The sequence below is a fragment of the Arthrobacter sp. 35/47 genome (assembly GCF_000520475.1).
GTDB classification, from domain to species: Bacteria; Actinomycetota; Actinomycetes; order Actinomycetales; family Micrococcaceae; genus Arthrobacter_D; species Arthrobacter_D subterraneus.
Window position 1 is genome coordinate 67994 of record NZ_KI914583.1, and the last position, 15728, is coordinate 83721.

The 15728-nt window shown below is 66.4% G+C and carries 17 protein-coding genes and 1 pseudogene; 10 read left to right on the forward strand and 8 right to left on the reverse strand.

The window, feature by feature from the left end; translation table 11 throughout:
* Positions 1-601 (forward strand): DUF3105 domain-containing protein (locus X803_RS17400; RefSeq protein ID WP_035777659.1); only part of this gene is annotated, 601 nt, incomplete at its 5' end.
* A 63-nt stretch (positions 602-664) separates the two neighbouring features.
* Here the strand turns inward: X803_RS17400 and X803_RS0102780 are convergent.
* Positions 665-2224 carry an MFS transporter gene (locus X803_RS0102780; RefSeq protein WP_026543935.1) on the reverse strand — a complete coding sequence of 520 codons (1560 nt, stop codon included), beginning with the start codon at positions 2222-2224 and terminating at the stop codon, positions 665-667.
* Positions 2225-2288: 64 nt separating this feature from the next.
* On the opposite strand from X803_RS0102780, the gene X803_RS0102785 reads away from it, so the two are divergent.
* From X803_RS0102785 to X803_RS0102800, 4 genes are read left to right on the forward strand one after another with little or no spacing between them, the layout of a single operon-like run.
* A complete protein-coding gene (locus X803_RS0102785) occupies positions 2289-2846 on the forward strand; it encodes a TetR/AcrR family transcriptional regulator (RefSeq protein WP_035777711.1) in 558 nt (185 codons plus the stop codon).
* A 45-nt stretch (positions 2847-2891) separates the two neighbouring features.
* Positions 2892-3431 (forward strand): dihydrofolate reductase family protein, encoded by a 540-nt coding sequence (locus X803_RS0102790; protein WP_026543937.1) that lies wholly within the window; start codon positions 2892-2894, stop codon positions 3429-3431.
* 56 nt (positions 3432-3487) lie between these two features.
* Positions 3488-3829 carry an ArsR/SmtB family transcription factor gene (locus X803_RS0102795; RefSeq protein ID WP_026543938.1) on the forward strand — a complete coding sequence of 114 codons (342 nt, stop codon included), beginning with the start codon at positions 3488-3490 and terminating at the stop codon, positions 3827-3829.
* A gap of 25 nt (positions 3830-3854) precedes the next feature.
* On the forward strand, positions 3855-4355 hold the full coding sequence (locus tag X803_RS0102800) for an SRPBCC family protein (protein ID WP_026543939.1): 501 nt from the start codon (positions 3855-3857) through the stop codon (positions 4353-4355).
* A 90-nt stretch (positions 4356-4445) separates the two neighbouring features.
* On the opposite strand, the gene X803_RS0102805 is transcribed toward X803_RS0102800, so the two are convergent.
* Genes X803_RS0102805 through X803_RS0102820 form a run of 4 tightly spaced genes read right to left on the reverse strand, consistent with a single transcriptional unit; the run spans position 4446 to position 7942 of the window.
* Positions 4446-4838, reverse strand: a complete 393-nt coding sequence (locus X803_RS0102805) for a universal stress protein (protein ID WP_026543940.1) — start codon at positions 4836-4838, stop codon at positions 4446-4448.
* Positions 4835-6394, reverse strand: a complete 1560-nt coding sequence (locus X803_RS0102810) for a tripartite tricarboxylate transporter permease (RefSeq protein WP_026543941.1) — start codon at positions 6392-6394, stop codon at positions 4835-4837. Before X803_RS0102810 ends, X803_RS0102805 begins: the two co-directional genes overlap by 4 nt.
* Entirely contained in the window at positions 6387-6932 is a 546-nt protein-coding gene (locus tag X803_RS0102815) for a tripartite tricarboxylate transporter TctB family protein (protein WP_026543942.1), read from the reverse strand. Before X803_RS0102815 ends, X803_RS0102810 begins: the two co-directional genes overlap by 8 nt.
* Positions 6933-6937: 5 nt before the next feature.
* On the reverse strand, positions 6938-7942 hold the full coding sequence (locus tag X803_RS0102820) for a Bug family tripartite tricarboxylate transporter substrate binding protein (RefSeq protein ID WP_084033309.1): 1005 nt from the start codon (positions 7940-7942) through the stop codon (positions 6938-6940).
* Between the two features lie 198 nt (positions 7943-8140).
* On the opposite strand from X803_RS0102820, the gene X803_RS17405 reads away from it, so the two are divergent.
* From X803_RS17405 to X803_RS17410, 5 genes are all read left to right on the forward strand, one after another.
* Entirely contained in the window at positions 8141-9757 is a 1617-nt protein-coding gene (locus X803_RS17405; RefSeq protein WP_253907380.1) for an ATP-binding protein, read from the forward strand.
* Positions 9754-10476 (forward strand): response regulator, encoded by a 723-nt coding sequence (locus X803_RS0102830; protein WP_051470388.1) that lies wholly within the window; start codon positions 9754-9756, stop codon positions 10474-10476. Before X803_RS17405 ends, X803_RS0102830 begins: the two co-directional genes overlap by 4 nt.
* Before the next feature lie 104 nt (positions 10477-10580).
* Positions 10581-10838, forward strand: a complete 258-nt coding sequence (locus X803_RS0102835; protein ID WP_026543945.1) for a hypothetical protein — start codon at positions 10581-10583, stop codon at positions 10836-10838.
* A gap of 3 nt (positions 10839-10841) precedes the next feature.
* Positions 10842-11753, forward strand: coding sequence for an FHA domain-containing protein (locus X803_RS0102840; protein WP_026543946.1), 912 nt, complete (start codon positions 10842-10844; stop codon positions 11751-11753).
* Between the two features lie 11 nt (positions 11754-11764).
* Positions 11765-12346 (forward strand): 2'-5' RNA ligase family protein, encoded by a 582-nt coding sequence (locus X803_RS17410; RefSeq protein WP_162149181.1) that lies wholly within the window; start codon positions 11765-11767, stop codon positions 12344-12346.
* A gap of 20 nt (positions 12347-12366) precedes the next feature.
* Here X803_RS17410 and purB read toward each other — a convergent pair whose 3' ends face one another.
* The 3 genes and pseudogenes from purB to acnA form a co-directional block, all read right to left on the reverse strand.
* The gene (gene purB / locus X803_RS0102850; RefSeq protein ID WP_026543947.1) at positions 12367-13806 is read right to left on the reverse strand and encodes an adenylosuccinate lyase; all 1440 of its coding nucleotides are present in this window, start codon (positions 13804-13806) and stop codon (positions 12367-12369) included.
* 83 nt (positions 13807-13889) lie between these two features.
* Positions 13890-14558 (reverse strand): GntR family transcriptional regulator, encoded by a 669-nt coding sequence (locus tag X803_RS0102855; protein ID WP_026543948.1) that lies wholly within the window; start codon positions 14556-14558, stop codon positions 13890-13892.
* Positions 14559-14696: 138 nt separating this feature from the next.
* Positions 14697-15728: pseudogene (gene acnA / locus X803_RS17415) on the reverse strand (aconitate hydratase); the annotation flags it as partial.

The following is a 15728-nucleotide window of genomic DNA, read 5'->3' on the forward strand; positions in this document are numbered from 1 at the left end:
GCTGGCGGCCATCCAGTCCCAGCAGCGGGCCGGTGAGCGCAAGCGGAACACCCTGATTTTCGGCGGAATCGCGCTGGTCATTGTGGCAATCATCGTGGCTGTGACCATCGTGATCGTGCAGCAGGTCCAGGAGAACAATCGGATCGATGCGCTCGCATCCGCGGACATCGAGGGGGTCGAAACATTCGAGGAACTGACCGCCAATCACGTTGACGCGCCTGTGGAGTATGAGCAGACTCCTCCGGTCGGCGGCGACCACAGCCCCATCTGGACCAACTGCGGCGTCTATACCGAACCGCTGCCCAATGAGAATACGGTCCACTCGATGGAGCACGGCGCCGTTTGGATCACCTACCAGGCCGATCTGCCGCAGGCCGAGATTGACGCCCTCACCGAACTCGTGGGAGACCGCGCCTACGTGGTCATGAGTCCGTTCGAGGGCCTCGAGTCCCCGGTTGTTGCGTCCGCCTGGGGTATCCAGCTCAGCCTCGACTCCGCTGACGATGAGCGGCTGCAGGCCTTCCTTGCCAAGTACGTGGAGGGTGAGCAGACGCCCGAGCCCGGAGCGCCCTGCACCGGAGGCATCGACCCGACGGCCTGACCCCCCTCCCGTTGAATTGACAGGACACGCCGCTTATCCCCCGGGGTAAGCGGCGTGTCCTGCTCAATGAACGTTGTGGTTAGGGGTCGCCGGGCGGCGCAGGCTCCAGTACGCCAGTGCGGCAGCCGCGACCATCAGCCCGCACCCGATGCCGGAGGTCACAACCACACCGCTGTCGAACGCGTGGAACGCGGAGTCCAGAAGCTGGGAGCCGCTGTCGGCGGGCAACTGGGACGCAATGTTGATTGCGCCGCCCAGCGTTTCCCGCGCCGTCGTGCCCTGCTCCGGGCTGAGCCCGGCGGGCAGGGCGAGGTGCTTCTGGTAGGAGGCAAGCAGGATGCTCCCCAGGAGCGCCGTGCCGAAGACGGATCCCACCTCATAGGCAGTCTCGGAAATGGCCGACGCGGCGCCCGCCTTGGCCGCCGGAACGCTGGACAGGATGAGGTCGTTGGACACCGTCTCGGACGCACCCACCCCCGCCCCCAGCAGGACGAACGCGGCAAGCAGCGCCCCGATGGACCCGCCCTGGCTGGTCAGCGCAACAAACGCGTAGGCGCCGGCCGAGAGCAGCAGCGCAACGGGCACCACCACATGCGGCGGAACCCGGCGCACCAGCGGGACCACCGCCAGCCCGGCAGCAATCGTCATGAGCAGGCCGGGCACCAGCACCACGCCGGCCTCCAGCGGACTGAGGCCCAGCACCAGCTGCAGGTGCTGGGAGACAAAGTACAGAAAGCCGACCAGCGAGAAAATCGCCAGCAGATTCACCAGTACGGCACCCGTGAACGGCCTCACCGTGAAAAGCCGCATATCGAGCATCGGGTTTTCCCGCGTCAGTTGCCGCCGGGTGAAGAGCACCCCCGCGGCAACACCGACGACGACGGCGGCAGCGGACACTGCGGCAGGGCCGCCTTTCGCGAAGGTCTTGATCGCAAAAACAATGGGCAGCATGGTGCCCACGGACAGGACAATGCCCGGATAATCCACGCGGCCTGGAAACGGGTCCGCGGATTCGGGGACCAGCAGCGGCGTGACCGCGAGGAGGACCAGCAGGACGGGGACAGCGAGCAGGAAGACCGACCCCCACCAGAAGTGTTCCAGGAGGGCCCCGCCCACCAGCGGACCAAGCGCGGCGCCGGCCGAGAACCCGGCAGCCCAGACGGCCACGGCAAGGCGGCGCTGATCGCGCTCAGTGAAAATATTCCGGATCAGCGACAGGGTTGACGGCATCAGCATGGCGCCGAACACGCCCAGACCCACGCGGGCTGCCACGAGGAGCTCGGCCGAAGGCGCAAAGGCGGCGGCCACGGAGAATGCGGCGAAGCCTGTGGCGCCGATCATGAGCATCCTGCGCCGGCCGAACCTGTCACCGAAACTGCCCATCGCTACCAGCAGGCCGGCCAGGACCAGCGGGTAGCTGTCGATGATCCACAGCAGAGTGGTGCCGCTGGTGTTGAAGGCCAGGGAGATCTCCGGCATGGCGAAACTGAGCACCGTGTTGTCCACTGCGACCAGCAGTACGGGCAGCATGAGCGCCGCCAGAGCCCACCACTCGCGGCGGCCGGCGCGGGATGCGCCGGTCGGTAGGGAGGTCCTGGTGGAGATCCGGGTGTACTGGGTCATGGAATCCAAAGTATACCGTCCAGCCGGTACAGTAAAGCGGGAGCGCGTCAGTATGATGAACGTCATGGCCAGTGCCCGCGAACGGATCCTCGACAGTTTTGAAAGCATCCTCATCAGGGACGGTGAGCGGAGTGCCACGATGGAATCAGTCGCTGCGGCGGCGGACGTTTCTAAAGGCGGCCTGCTCTACCACTTCCGTTCCAAGGAGGCGCTGGTTGACGGCCTGGCGGAGCGGCTGGAGGCTCTGTCTGCGCGTGACCGCGAGATGATGGCGGCAGACCCGGAGGGCCCTGCCCGGTACTACGTCCGCACCTCCATGTATGAGAACAGCCCGCTGGACCGGGCGCTGGTTGCAATGGCGCGGCTGGCGCAGCAGGGGCATCCCAAGGCGCAGGCCACCTTCGCGCTGATCCAGGAGGAGTGGCTCGGCGCCCTTGAGGCGGCCCTGGGAAGCCGGACGGTGGCGCGCGCGGTCAAACTGCTCGGTGACGGCCTGTATTACGACGCCGCATTCTTTGCGGGCGCGGACTCGGAGCGGCAGAGCGTCGAGGACCTCCAGGACGTCCTCGGTATCGTGGATCTCATCGTCAGCCAGGGCGTTCAGGTCCAGCGGAAGGCGTAGCCTGCGCCCCTATCCTGCGGGTCACCGCGGGTCTACGATGCTCCCATGGCTGAGCGGCAGTGGTCCGGGCATGTGTTCATCGGAATGAGCGTCGACGGCATGATTGCCCGGGCTGATGACGGTCTGGACTGGTTGACAGGCGATGCTGCGGCAGGGGCGGACCCTCCGGAGGACATGGGTTTCGATGGCTTCATGGCCTCGGTCGATCACCTGGTGATGGGCAGAAGCACCTACGACGTCGTCCGGGCGATGGGCGAGTGGTTCTACGGTGACACCCCGGTGTTCGTGCTGAGCAGTACGCTGCAGGCGGATGACCCGCGCATCCGGGTTGCCTCCTCCTTCGAGGACGTCTGCGCGATGCTCGACGACGACGGCGCCCGCAGCGTGTATGTCGACGGCGGCAGAACAGTGCGCACCTTCCTGGCGGCCGGCCTGATCCGGACGCTCACCCTGACCCGGGTGCCCATTCTGATCGGCGAGGGCAAGCCGCTGTTCGGCGCCCTCCCGGCAGACATCCGGTTGCAGCTCGACGACGTGAAGACCTTTTCGGGCGGCGCGGTGCAGACCCGCTACACCGTCCTCTAGATATCCCGGCCGAAATCCTTGACGCGGGTACCGGGAGGGGGATAATCTACAACCAAATGGTTGTAGATCAGCTTTCGGAATCCGAAGTGGACCGGTTGTTCCACGCTCTTGCGGACAGCACGCGGCGCAGCATCGTTGTCCGCGCCATCAGCGAGGAGCATTCGGTGTCCGCCCTGGCTGCCTCCTACGCCATGAGCTTCGCGGCGGTGCAGAAGCATGTGGCGGTGCTGGAGCAGGCATCGCTCGTCACCAAGGAGAAGCGCGGAAGGGAGCAGATCGTGCGGGCCAACCGGGAAACGGTCAGGAAAGCGCGGCGGCTTCTTGACGAATACGAGAAGATCTGGCGGCAGCGTGCCGACCGGATCGCGGACATCCTCGCCGAGGATTCCGAGGAATGAAAACCGAAATCAGGAAGGCAGCACCATGGCTGTAATCAGCACCGAAAAGGACCCAGAGGCACTGAGCCTCACGCTTATTGCAGAGTTTGACGCCGGCGTCGAACGCGTGTGGCAGATCTGGGAGGATCCCCGCCAGCTTGAGCGCTGGTGGGGTCCGCCGACCTGGCCGGCGACGTTTGATACGCATGAATTCCGGGAAGGCGGTTCGGCCGGGTACTTCATGACCGGACCGGACGGCGAAAAGAGCCGCGGCTGGTGGAAGTTCACCTCAATCGAGGCGCCCCATCGACTGGAGTTCGACGACGGCTTCGCCGACGAGAGCGGGGGGCACGTTGAGGCGATGGGGGAGACCCACGCCGTCGTCACCCTGGAGGATGCCGGAGACGGCAGGACGCGGATGACCGTCGTATCCCGGTTCGAGAGTGCCGAACAACTCCAGCAGATGCTCGAGATGGGCATGGAGGAAGGGCTGAAGCAGGCAATGGGTCAGATCGACGGGATCCTGGCGGAGCGGGCGAGCGTCTGACCGCCCATCTCCCGCAGGGACGGGAGAGACCCCCGGCATATCCGTCAGGACACGCCGGGGGCCTCGTCCCAGATGAGGTCACGCCTGGGGTCAGGCTTTCACCGCCAGCACGTTGCAGCGCGCACCGAGCAGGATCGACTGGGCCGTCGAGCCCATGATCAGCTTGCCCACCGGCGTCCGGTGACGCAGGCCGATGACAATCAGCTCCGCGGAGTTGCGTTCCGCGGCGTCGAGGACGTCCTCGGCAGCGGTGTCCCTGGACGTCCCGTGATGGACCGTGAAGTCCACCCCGGTGTCCTGCAGTGTGTCCTGCAGGCGGGACATGTCGTCGTCGTCGGCGTAGGCCGGGTCCACCAGACGGTCGGCACGGGTGGTGTTGACCACCACGAGTGACGCCCCGCGCCGGCGGGCCTCATCGACCGCGGCCCTCGCCGCGGCGTCGCCCAGCGCGTTAGGCACGTAACCCAGTACAACGGCACTCATTTTCCGCCTTCTTTCTGCTCGGCAACGGCCAGCGGTGCTTCCTCGACAACTTCGGCTTCCATGGCCTGCTGGCGCTTCTTCAGCCAGAAGGAGAGGACGAAAATGACGATGAGGATCACGTAGATGGTCGCGGCGATCGGTGTGCTCACCAGGGCGACCGGGTCTCCCTGGGAAATGGCGAGCGAACGGCGCAGCTGGTCCTCGAAGATCGGCCCGAGGATGAGCCCGACCACCATCGGCGCAATCGGGTAACCGTAGCGGCGCATGAAGAACCCGAGCACGCCCACCACCAGCAGAACAAAGACGTCCACGGGGGTGAAGTTCACCGAGAACGCACCCATGGCGGCGAAGACCAGGATCCCGGAGTACAGGTAGGGGCGCGGGATCTGCAGGATCTTCACCCAGATACCCACCAGGGGCAGGTTCAGGACCAGCAGCATCAGGTTGCCGACGTACAGGCTGGCAATCAGCGCCCACACCAGCGCGCCCTCCACCTCGAACAGCAGGGGTCCGGGCTGGATGTTGTAGCGCTGGAACGCGACGAGCATCATCGCGGCGGTGGCCGTCGTCGGAATGCCGAGGGTCAGCAGTGGGACCAGGACGCCGGCTGCGGCCGCATTGTTGGCCGATTCCGGGCCTGCGACGCCTTCGATGGCGCCCTTGCCGAACTGCTTCTTCCGCTCACCCTTGGCGAGTTTGCGCTCGGAGGCGTAGGACAGGAAGGTTGCGACGTCGGCGCCGCCGGCGGGGATGGTGCCCACCGGGAAGCCGATGAACGTTCCGCGAAGCCAGGGCTTCCAGGAACGCTTCCAGTCCTCCTTGCGCATCCAGCTCGTCCAGCGGCCTGCCACGGGGATCACCTTCACGGGGCCGTGGCGCAGCCGGGACGCAACGTAGAGCGCCTCACCCACCGCGAACAGGGCCACCGCAACAAGCACGACGTCGATACCGTCCGCCAGGAACGGATTGCCGAAGGTATACCGCTGCTGGGCGGTCAGGGCGTCGACCCCGATCAGCGCAATGAACAGACCCAGCGCGAGCGAGGCCAGGCCGCGCAGCACTGACGCTCCGAGCAGCGCGCCGACGGTCAGGAACGCAACGATCATCAGCGCCACGTACTCGGTGGGCCCGATCTGCACTGCGAATTCGGCAACAAAGGGGGCAACGAAGCTGAGCAGGACGGTGGCTACGGTACCGGCGATGAACGAGCCGATTGCCGCCGTCGCAAGCGCAGCTGCGCCCCTGCCCGCCTTCGCCATCTTGTTGCCCTCGAGGGCGGTGACAATGGAGGCCGATTCGCCGGGAGTGTTCAGCAGGATCGAGGTTGTCGAGCCGCCGTACATGCCGCCGTAGTAGATGCCCGCGAAGACGATGATCGCCGCCGTCGGGTCGAGGCTGTAGGTGATCGGCATGAGCAGCGCCACGGTCATGGCGGGGCCGATCCCGGGCAGCACGCCCACCGCGGTGCCCACCAGCACGCCGCCGAGGGCGTACAGCAGATACATGGGCTGCATCGCAACGCTGAAGCCCTCGAGCAGAGCCAGGAAGTTATCCACTGAAGATCTCCACCCCTTCCAGGAGGAACCCAGGCGGCAGCGAGACTCCGAGGAGTCCGGCAAACACGAACTGGAGGATCAGGGCGAGCACGACGGCGATGATCGCGTTCCGCCACCACGGCTTGGCACCGAGGGACCAGGCGGAACCGAAGAACAGGACGGCAGCCGCCACCGGCCAGCCGAGGGGAACAATGAGCGCGATGTGGATTGCGAGGAAACCCACAAGCTTGCCGACGGTCAGCCAGTCGGTCTTCACGCTGGGGTCAATGTCCTCGCCCTCCTCGGCAGCTCCGGTGTGCCCGCGCAGCAGCTGGATGAGGAGCCCGATGCCGATGGCCACCATGATGCCCGAGACGAGGAAGGGGAACACGCGTGGGCCCACGACGCCCGCTGAGGGCGGGATGGGGATCCCGGCTCCGGCGACGAATCCGACGACGCCGATGCACACGATCATTCCCGCAAAGATCATTTCTCCGAGGGGCCGGGCGGGAGCGGCAGTACCGCTCCTGCCCGGCGCCCCGTTGATTGAGGAGCTCATCGCCGTTACAGCAGACCGATCTCGGTCAGCGTGGTCTTGACGGCGGCGATGTCTTCCTGCAGGAAGGCGTCGAACTCCTCGCCCGCAAGGAAGGCATCCGACCAGGCGTTGGTCTCGAGGGTGGCCTGCCAGGACTCGGTCTCGGCCATTTCGGTCACGAGTTCGGTGAGCTCTGCGGCCTTGGCCTCGTCAATGCTGCCCGGTGCCACAACACCGCGCCAGTTGGTGAGCACGAGGTCGATGCCCTCGTCGGTCAGGGTCGGTACGTCCGGGAGCTGGGCGGCGGGTTCTTCGCCGGAGACTGCCAGTGCGCGTACCTTGCCGGCCTTCACCTGCTCCGCGTACTCGCCGACGCCGGAGATTCCTGCGGACACCTTGTTGCCGAGCAGCGCTGCGAGGGACTCGCCGCCGCCGGAGTAGGGGATGTAGTTGAGGCTCTCGGGGCTGATGCCGGCTTCCTTGAGCATCTGGCCGGCGAGGATGTGGTCGGCACCGCCCGCGGAGCCGCCGGTGATGGAGACTCCCTGGCCCTCGGACTCGATCGCGGAGAGCAGGTCATCGATGGTCTGGTACGGCGAATCAGCCGGTACGACGACGATGAGCGGCTCTTCCGTGAGCCGGGCAATCGGGGTGGTGTCCTCGATACGGTTCTCGGCGGCGTTGGTCTCCACGGCACCGACCATCACGTAGCCCATCACCATGAGGGTGTCGGGGTTCTGTTCGGTGGCCAGCTGGGCGAGGCCGTTGGTTCCGCCGGCGCCGCCGACGTTGACGACGGACGCGTTGCCCACGAGGTCGTTTTCCTGGAGGTCCTTCTGCATGGCGCGGCCGGTCTGGTCCCAGCCGCCGCCCGGGTCGGCGGGGACGATGATGTTGAGCCGGTCGATTCCGGCTTCCGCTTCGCTTCCACCGGACGTGCTGCCGCCGCCGCAGGCTGACAGGGCAAAGACAGATACGACGCCGATGGCACCGACAGCCGACAAGCGCTTCATTGTGCTTTCGAGCTTCATGGGGGTTTTCCTTCCTTGAGTGTGATGCGCCTCACCACACGTTCCGGTCCAGCGTAGGAAGGGAAAATCCCGGTGGGAACCATACGGTCACAACGTGCGTAGTGGTCTTTATGGTCATGGGGAAAGTCATGGTTTCGCCGTGCTCCGGCGAGCGGCCTCTACACCGGATCGTGCGAGAATAAAAGGATGATCCGGTCAATGTCGCTTAGATCACAGCTGTTCTTTTTACAGCTACTGATCGTGCTGGTCATTGTCCTGGTGGCGGGTACGGTCGCCGTCCGGATGCAGGAGCAGCAGATCCGGGATGCGTACCAGAGCCGCATGGTCGGCGTTGCGCGGTCGGTCGCGCAGCTGCCGTCCGTCGTGGACGCGTTCGACGACGAAGATCCCAGCGCTGTCATCCAGCCCATCGCCGAGCTCACCCGGCAGGCCACCGGCGTCACGTACGTGGTCGTCACAGACGAGACCGGCATCCGCTACTCGCACCCCAACCCGGACCTGATCGGCCGGATGGTGTCCACAGACCCGTCGGTGCCGCTGTCAGGGGAGACGTTCGTCGGCACCCAGACGGGAACCCTGGGCGAGTCGTGGCGGGTGAAGGTGCCGATCTGGAGTGCGGACGGCTCCATCATCGGCACGGCGTCGGTGGGGACACTGGAGTCCACGCTCGCTGCCGACCTGCAGGAAGACCTGCCCGTACTCCTCGCCTGGCTGGTTGCGGCGGCCCTTGCCGGTACCGCCGGTTCCATCTGGATTTCGAGGCTGATCTGGCGGCGCATCTACCGGCTGGAACCGGAGGAGATCGCCGCGCTGCTCGAGACCCGCGACGCAATGCTGCACGGCATCGGCGAAGGCGTGGTGGCCATCGACGAGCGCGGCCGTGTTGCCGTTCTCAATGACGAGGCCAAGCGCCTGCTCGACCTCAGCGACGAGGTGAAGGGGCAACCTGCAACGGCTGTTCTGGAACCGTCGCTGGCGCGGATGTTCGGTTCCGCGGGAGACGCCGATGAGACGGTTCTCGTCGGCGAACGGGTACTTCTCGCCCGCTCAAGTGACGCCGTCGTCGACGGCCGGCGGGTAGGCAGTGTGCTGGTCCTGCGCGACCGCACGGAACTGCACCAGCTGCTGCTTGACCTCGACGGTGCCCGGGACGTCACCCAGGCCCTCCGGAGCCAGGCGCACGAGTTTGCGAACAAGATGCACGTCATCTCGGGCCTGCTGGAACTGGGCCAGACAGGCAAGGCCGTCGATTTCATCTCCCGGTCCGGGCACGGCGGTTCCGTTGTCTCCGGGGACGTTTCCCCCGGCGTGACCGATCCGGACACCGCGAGCCTTCTGATGGCGAAAACCACCATCTGCGCGGAGAAAGGGATCAGCCTGATCGTCGATGAGTCCTCCACCTTCGAGGCGGACGGCACCACGGATCCGGTCACGGTGCTGGGAAACCTGGTGGACAACTCCGTGGACGCCGTGGGCTCCAACGGGACCATCCATGTGCAGCTGACCTCGGATGCGTCCGGATGTTCCATCGCGGTCTCCGATGACGGCCCGGGAATCCCCGAGGATGTGCGCGAGAGGGTATTCACCTCGGGGTTCTCGACCAAGGATGCGGCAGGCGGCGGGTCCCGCGGATTCGGCCTGGCGCTGGTGCAGCGGGTCGCGGAACGCCGTTCCGGATCGGTCACGGTCAGCGAGTCCGTGCTGGGCGGTGCGCACATCGAGGTCACGCTGGGTCCCGCCCCGGCGCCGACGTCATCAGGGCGGTCCGCGCTGGCAGCCCATTCCGCGGGCGCAGGCGGGGTGCTGACTCCGTGAACCTGATCCGAACACTGGTCGTCGACGACGACCAGGAGATCGCGGGTGTCCACTCCGGGTTCCTGCTTGCGCACGGGGGGTTCGCCGTCGTCGGCGTGGCGAACTCGGGCAGTGAGGCACTGGAGAAGGTGCGTGAACTGAAACCCGAGCTGATGCTGCTCGACATCCATCTGCCGGACATGTCCGGGATCGAGGTGCTTCGCGCGGCACGCAACATTCCGGGCGATCCGGTGGACATCATCGCGATTACTGCCGCGCGTGAGCTCGAGACGGTCCGTGCCGCCATGGCCGGCGGGGTGCTGCACTACCTCGTCAAGCCCTTCAACTCCAGGGTGCTGATGCAGCGGCTGGACGACTACGTGCGGCACCGGGCCAGCATCGTGGCGCACAGCTCCGTCTCCGCAGGACCGCTGGACCAGGAACGCATCGACCGCCTGCTCGCAGCCGGACCGGGGAAAGCCGCTCCTCCTGCATCGCCGGCGTTCACCGGGTCGCTGCCGAAAGGACTCTCCCAGCCAACCCTTGAATCGGTCATCGGTGCGCTCCGGTCCTCAGTCACGGGGTCCTCAGCCTCCGAGGTGGCAGCGCAGCTGGGACTGGCGCGGGTCAGCGCGCGCAGATACCTCGAATACCTCGTCACGAAGGGCAACGCACGGATTGTGCCGAAGTACGGTGCGGCGGGCAGGCCGGAAAAGTTCTACATCTGGACGGCCGGCTAGCAGCAACGGGTTCCCATGTTCCCGGTATGCGGTTAGGCTCGGATCCGTCAGGTCAGGCGGGTAGAGGGCGCCGGGCAGAACCGAAAAGTGCAAGGAATTCCTCCATGTCTGAAAACACCTCTACCAACACCTCCGCCGCCGGCAGCCACAATATCCGCGACTGGGCGGACCTCGCCGAGGAAATGTGGTCCTACCTGACCGGCAAGGGTGCGGCGGTCAACTACAGCTTCATCGACATGACCGTCGAGGTCCCGCGGGATATCGGCCCGGACGCGCCCCGCGCCACCTGGAAGCTCAACGGAACCCTGCGTGTCACCACCAGCGACAACGACGCCCCGGGTTCCGACAAGCACCGGAGTTAACCAGTGTCACAACCGCCGCAGCGGGTACGCCTGGACATAGACCTCGCCTTCTCGCTCTCGGATGACGACGACGGCGGCACCCCCAGGGCGATGAACGGAACCATCAGCGCTGCCGGCACAGAGGTCACCATCTGGTGTGATGATCCGTCTTCGGCCGGCTTTGGTGGTCTTCCCTCGCTGGAGAGCGTGCGTGAACTTGCGGCGGCCATCGCCGACAAGGGGCTGACGGTGACACTTGCCGGGCCGGCCGGGACGCTCGTCAGCATCGGGAAGGTGTCCAGCTCGCTGGCGCAGCGGCTCGTGACGCGGTCCCCGCACATCCGGGCAGGTTCGATTGCCGCCCTTGCTCCCCTGATCCGCAGCGGAAGCCGGCGGCCGGGACCGGGGCTGCTGCCGCCGTCGACCCCGTTCCCGCTGGTCCCGACCGTGAACCGGCGCATCCGGCGTCAGGTCACCACCACGCACCACACGCCGGGCAGCGGCCGGCCCCGGCTGATCTTCGTTCAGGACTCGGAAACCTGGAACGGGCAGATTCCGCGCGAGGTGAATCTGGTCGGCGAGAAAATGGTGATCGGCAGCTCGCCGGAGGCCGACCTGGTGCTCGACGGACTGCTCCCGGTCCACGCCACGGTGGAGCATAACGCTGACGACGAATATGTGCTGATACCGCACGGACCCGTCCGGGGCAGCGTCCAGCCGGACGCCCCGTCCGTCCTGCGGACCGGTGCGCGGGTGCAGCTCGGGAACTGGCGCCTGGCGTATTTCCGCGAGGAGTACGCGGATCACGGACGGCCTTTCGGCGGTCGCAGCGGCGGGGAGCTGGCGTATCAGCGGCCGCAGTATGATCCGCGGACCGGCACGGTGGAGGAGGACGGCTCCTTCGGCGTGGGCGACTACCGGCAGAACCCGCGCTGACGATGGACAGTGTGGAGCTCCTCCTCGACGCATCCGCGGAGGAGCTCCTGCGCCGGGACTGGGAGGTCCTCAGGCAGGCCGGACTTCCCTCCCAGGCCAGGCACACTGCCGCCTCGAACCGGCCCCACATCACGCTTCTGGCTGCGCCCCGCATCCCGGACGGGAAGGACGAGGCGCTCGCGGCGCTCGCTGGAGCGCTGCCGTTGCCCATCCACATCGCGGGTCTGGTTGTTTTCCGGACCGGGCGCGGGCATGTGCTGGCGCGCCTCGGCGTCGTCAGTCAGGCGCTCCTTGAGCTTCACCAGGGCGTCCACCGGGTGCTCTGCGAGGTCCCGGACATTGCCGGCAATTGCGTCCCCGACCGCTGGGTGCCGCACATTACGCTCGCCCGCGGCCTGACCCCGGCGCAGGTCGCCGAGGCAACCGAGCTCCTGCCGCCGGACCAGGGAGTGGTGCCGCTGCCCGCCCTGCGGCGCTGGAACAGCCGTGAGAAGACGACGACGGCGCTCGCCCCTCACGGGACTGCGGTTAGTTCAACCGGAAGCGCCGGTCTCGCCCGGAAGCGCCGCCAGCCTTGCCCGGAAGCGCAATGAGCTTCGGCCGGTGAGGGCGGTCAGCGGAGGTGGTCGACGAGGCTGTCTGCGATGCCCGTGTAGGTTGCCGGCGTCAGCGCAAGCAGTCGCTCCTGCGCTTCCGCGGAGAGTCCCAGCCCGAGGACAAACTCACGCATCCTCGCGGCGTCAACGCGGTGCCCGCGGGTAAGGTCCTTGAGCCGCTCGTACGGGTCTTCCATGCCCGGTGTCCCGGCGATCGCTTCGGCGCGCATCACCATCTGGATGGCCTCGCCGAGCACTTCCCAGTTGGTATCAAGGTCCGCAGCCAGGACGGCTTCCGCCACATCGAGCCGTTCAAGGCCCTTGGCGACGTTCGAGATCGCCAGCAGCGAGTGCCCGAACGTCACTCCGATGTTGCGCTGGGAGGAGGAATCCGTGAGGTCCCGCTGCCACCGGGAGGTGACCAGGGTGGAGGCGAGGACGTCCAGCAGCGAGCAGGAAATCTCGAGGTTGGCCTCCGCATTCTCGAACCGGATGGGGTTCACCTTGTGCGGCATGGTGGAGGAGCCGGTGGCCCCCGCAACCGGTACCTGCGCGAAGTAGCCGATCGAGATGTAGCTCCACACGTCGGTGCAGAAGTTGTGGAGGATCCGGTTGAAGCGGGCAATATCCGCGTACAGCTCGGCCTGCCAGTCATGGGACTCGATCTGGGTGGTGAGCGGGTTCCACGTCAGCCCCAGGCCCTCGACGAACTCCCGCGCAATGCCCTGCCAGTCGGCGCCGGGAACCGAGGCTACGTGCGCCGCGAAGGTGCCGGTGGCCCCGTTGATCTTGCCGAGGTACTCCGTGCGGCGGATGCGCTGGAGCTGGCGGTCCAGGCGGTGCGCGACGACGGCGAGCTCCTTGCCTAGCGTGGTGGGGGTGGCGGGCTGGCCGTGGGTCCGGGAGAGCATCGGGACCGCGCGGGACTCTTCGGCCATCGCCTTCACCTGGTCCACGAGGCCGGACGCCGCAGGCAGCCAGATGTCCTCCACGGCACCCTTCACGCCGAGAGCGTAGGAAAGGTTGTTGATGTCCTCGGACGTGCAGCCGAAGTGCACCAGCGGCTTCAGGCGGTTGATTCCTATGCCCTCGAGGCGGCTGCCGATGAAGTACTCGACGGCCTTCACGTCATGGACTGTGACCCGCTCGATCTCCGCGAGTTCGCTGACGGCGCTGCCGTCAAAGGAGGTGACAATGTCCCGCAGCGACGCTTCCTGCTCCTGGGTGAGCGGGCCCGCTCCGGGGAGGACGCTGTTCCGCGTCAGGTGAATCAGCCACTCCACTTCCACGTGCACGCGGTCCCGGTTCAGCGCCGCCTCGGAGAGGTAGTCGACCAGCGGGGCAACTGTAGGGCGGTACCTGCCGTCGAGGGGTCCCAGCGCGATCGGGACCTGGCTGTCACCCTGGTGGATGGATACGGACGCAAGGGTCACCCGGGAGGAAGGAGTATGCGGCATGTCTCCAATCATTCCATGACCGGCCGCATACTCCCTCTGCGTGACGGTGCCCGGTTTCCGCCCTGGACGTGTTTTCGCCCTAGCTAGACGTAGCGGGCGGCGTCCCGCAGCAACTCCAGACGGAGGGAACGTGCCGTTTCCATATGCCTGCGTGCGATCGCCCGCGCATCATCCGGGCGCTGGTCCGCGATGGCCCGGACCAGCGCCTCGTGCTCGTCCAGGGCATCGTTCCAGCGGTTGCCGACGGAGAGCGTCGATCTGGGGGTGTGAATGAGGTGCATCGACAAGCGGTCCAGCAGGTCCTGCAGAACCCGGTTGTGCGCGGCGGATCCAACAGCCGCATGGAATTCCAGGTTGCACCGCACAAGGGTGGAGTCATCCGGCGCATCGAGTTCACGGTCCCGCTGCACAAGACCCTCGAGCCGCAGCACATCGGCCATGCCGCGGCTGCGGGCCGCCTGGCCCGCAGCTTCTTCCTCGAGCATGACGCGCAGGTCATAGATCTGGATGACCTCCTGCGGGTCGATCTGGGGGACCTGCAGCCCCCTTGCCGCCCGCTCGAGAAGACGCTCATGCTGCAGCCGGCTCAGCGCCTCCCGGATGGGAGTCCGGGAAACGCCGAACCGCTCGGAAAGCCCCACCTCGCGCAGCGCGGTTCCCGGCGGGTGCACGCCCGCGAGGATTTCGCTGCGCAGGATGCCGAAGATTGCCTCACCATCGACGCGAGCCGGCGGGTCGGTCAGGTCGGACACAGTTGAACTCCTCCGTAGAGCTGTGGGCATGGCGTTACCAGCCTAGTTCCCTGCAGGCCTAGGCCAGGTGCGCGGCGGGTCACCCCGGACTCCGCCGCGTGCGGAGCTGACCACTACAAGGGGACATGACCGGAGAGGTTACCTGGACGCGATCTGTCGCAGCACGTATTGGAGGATTCCGCCGTTGCGGTAGTAGGCCGCCTCACCGGGTGTGTCGATCCGGAGGACAGCGTCGAAGGAGATTTCCTCACCGCCGTCGGCCGGGGCTGCCGTGACGGTCACCGTCCGCGGCGAGGCGCCGTCATTCAGTGCGGTGACGCCGGATACCGCAAAGGTTTCCATCCCGGTCAGTCCCAGTGATTCGGCATTTTCACCGGTTGGGAACTGGAGCGGCAATACGCCCATGCCGATGAGGTTGGAGCGGTGGATGCGCTCGTAGCTCTCGGCAAGAACGGCCTTGACGCCCAGCAGGGCGGTTCCCTTCGCTGCCCAGTCGCGGGAGGAACCGGACCCGTACTCCTTGCCGGCGAGGATCACCAGCGGTGTGCCTTCGGCCTGGTAATTCATGGCGGCGTCGTACACCGTTTCCTGGGGACCATCCGGCTGGCTGAAATCGCGGGTGAACCCGCCCTCAACGCCTTCGAGCAGCTGGTTGCGGATGCGGATATTCGCAAAGGTTCCGCGAATCATCACCTCGTGATTGCCACGGCGGGAGCCGTAGGAGTTGAAGTCCTTCCGGTCCACACCATGCTCCAGCAGGTACCGGCCGGCGGGAGTATCGGATTTGAACGACCCGGCGGGGGAAATGTGGTCCGTGGTGACGGAGTCCCCGAGCTTCAGCAGCACCCGGGCGCCGGCGATGTCCTCGACCGGCGCCGGCTCCGTCTGCATGCCGTCGAAGTATGGCGGTTTGCGCACGTAGGTCGATTCCGGGTCCCACTCGAACGTTGCACCTTCAGGGGTGGGCAGCGACCGCCAGCGTTCGTCGCCGTCGAAAATGGTCTCGTAGCTGGCCCTGAACATCTCCTTGTCGATGGAGGCGTCGATGATCTGCTGAACCTCCGTCGGGTTGGGCCAGATGTCGCGGAGGAACACATCATTGCCCCGCTCATCCTGGCCCAACGGATCGTTCTCGAAGTCAAAATCCATGGATCCCGCCAGTGCATAGGC

What these genes read in the sequence shown, in the direction of transcription:
- X803_RS0102790 (WP_026543937.1), top strand. Translation starts at nt 2,892, where the DNA reads ATGGCTGAGCGGCAGTGGTCCGGGCATGTGTTCATCGGAATGAGCGTC.
- X803_RS17405 (WP_253907380.1), top strand. Translation starts at nt 8,141, where the DNA reads ATGTCGCTTAGATCACAGCTGTTCTTTTTACAGCTACTGATCGTGCTG.
- X803_RS0102805 (WP_026543940.1), bottom strand. Translation starts at nt 4,838, where the DNA reads ATGAGTGCCGTTGTACTGGGTTACGTGCCTAACGCGCTGGGCGACGCC.
- X803_RS0102800 (WP_026543939.1), top strand. Translation starts at nt 3,855, where the DNA reads ATGGCTGTAATCAGCACCGAAAAGGACCCAGAGGCACTGAGCCTCACG.
- X803_RS0102820 (WP_084033309.1), bottom strand. Translation starts at nt 7,942, where the DNA reads ATGAAGCTCGAAAGCACAATGAAGCGCTTGTCGGCTGTCGGTGCCATC.
- X803_RS0102835 (WP_026543945.1), top strand. Translation starts at nt 10,581, where the DNA reads ATGTCTGAAAACACCTCTACCAACACCTCCGCCGCCGGCAGCCACAAT.
- X803_RS0102815 (WP_026543942.1), bottom strand. Translation starts at nt 6,932, where the DNA reads ATGAGCTCCTCAATCAACGGGGCGCCGGGCAGGAGCGGTACTGCCGCT.
- purB (WP_026543947.1), bottom strand. Translation starts at nt 13,806, where the DNA reads ATGCCGCATACTCCTTCCTCCCGGGTGACCCTTGCGTCCGTATCCATC.
- X803_RS0102785 (WP_035777711.1), top strand. Translation starts at nt 2,289, where the DNA reads ATGGCCAGTGCCCGCGAACGGATCCTCGACAGTTTTGAAAGCATCCTC.
- X803_RS0102795 (WP_026543938.1), top strand. Translation starts at nt 3,488, where the DNA reads ATGGTTGTAGATCAGCTTTCGGAATCCGAAGTGGACCGGTTGTTCCAC.
- X803_RS0102780 (WP_026543935.1), bottom strand. Translation starts at nt 2,224, where the DNA reads ATGACCCAGTACACCCGGATCTCCACCAGGACCTCCCTACCGACCGGC.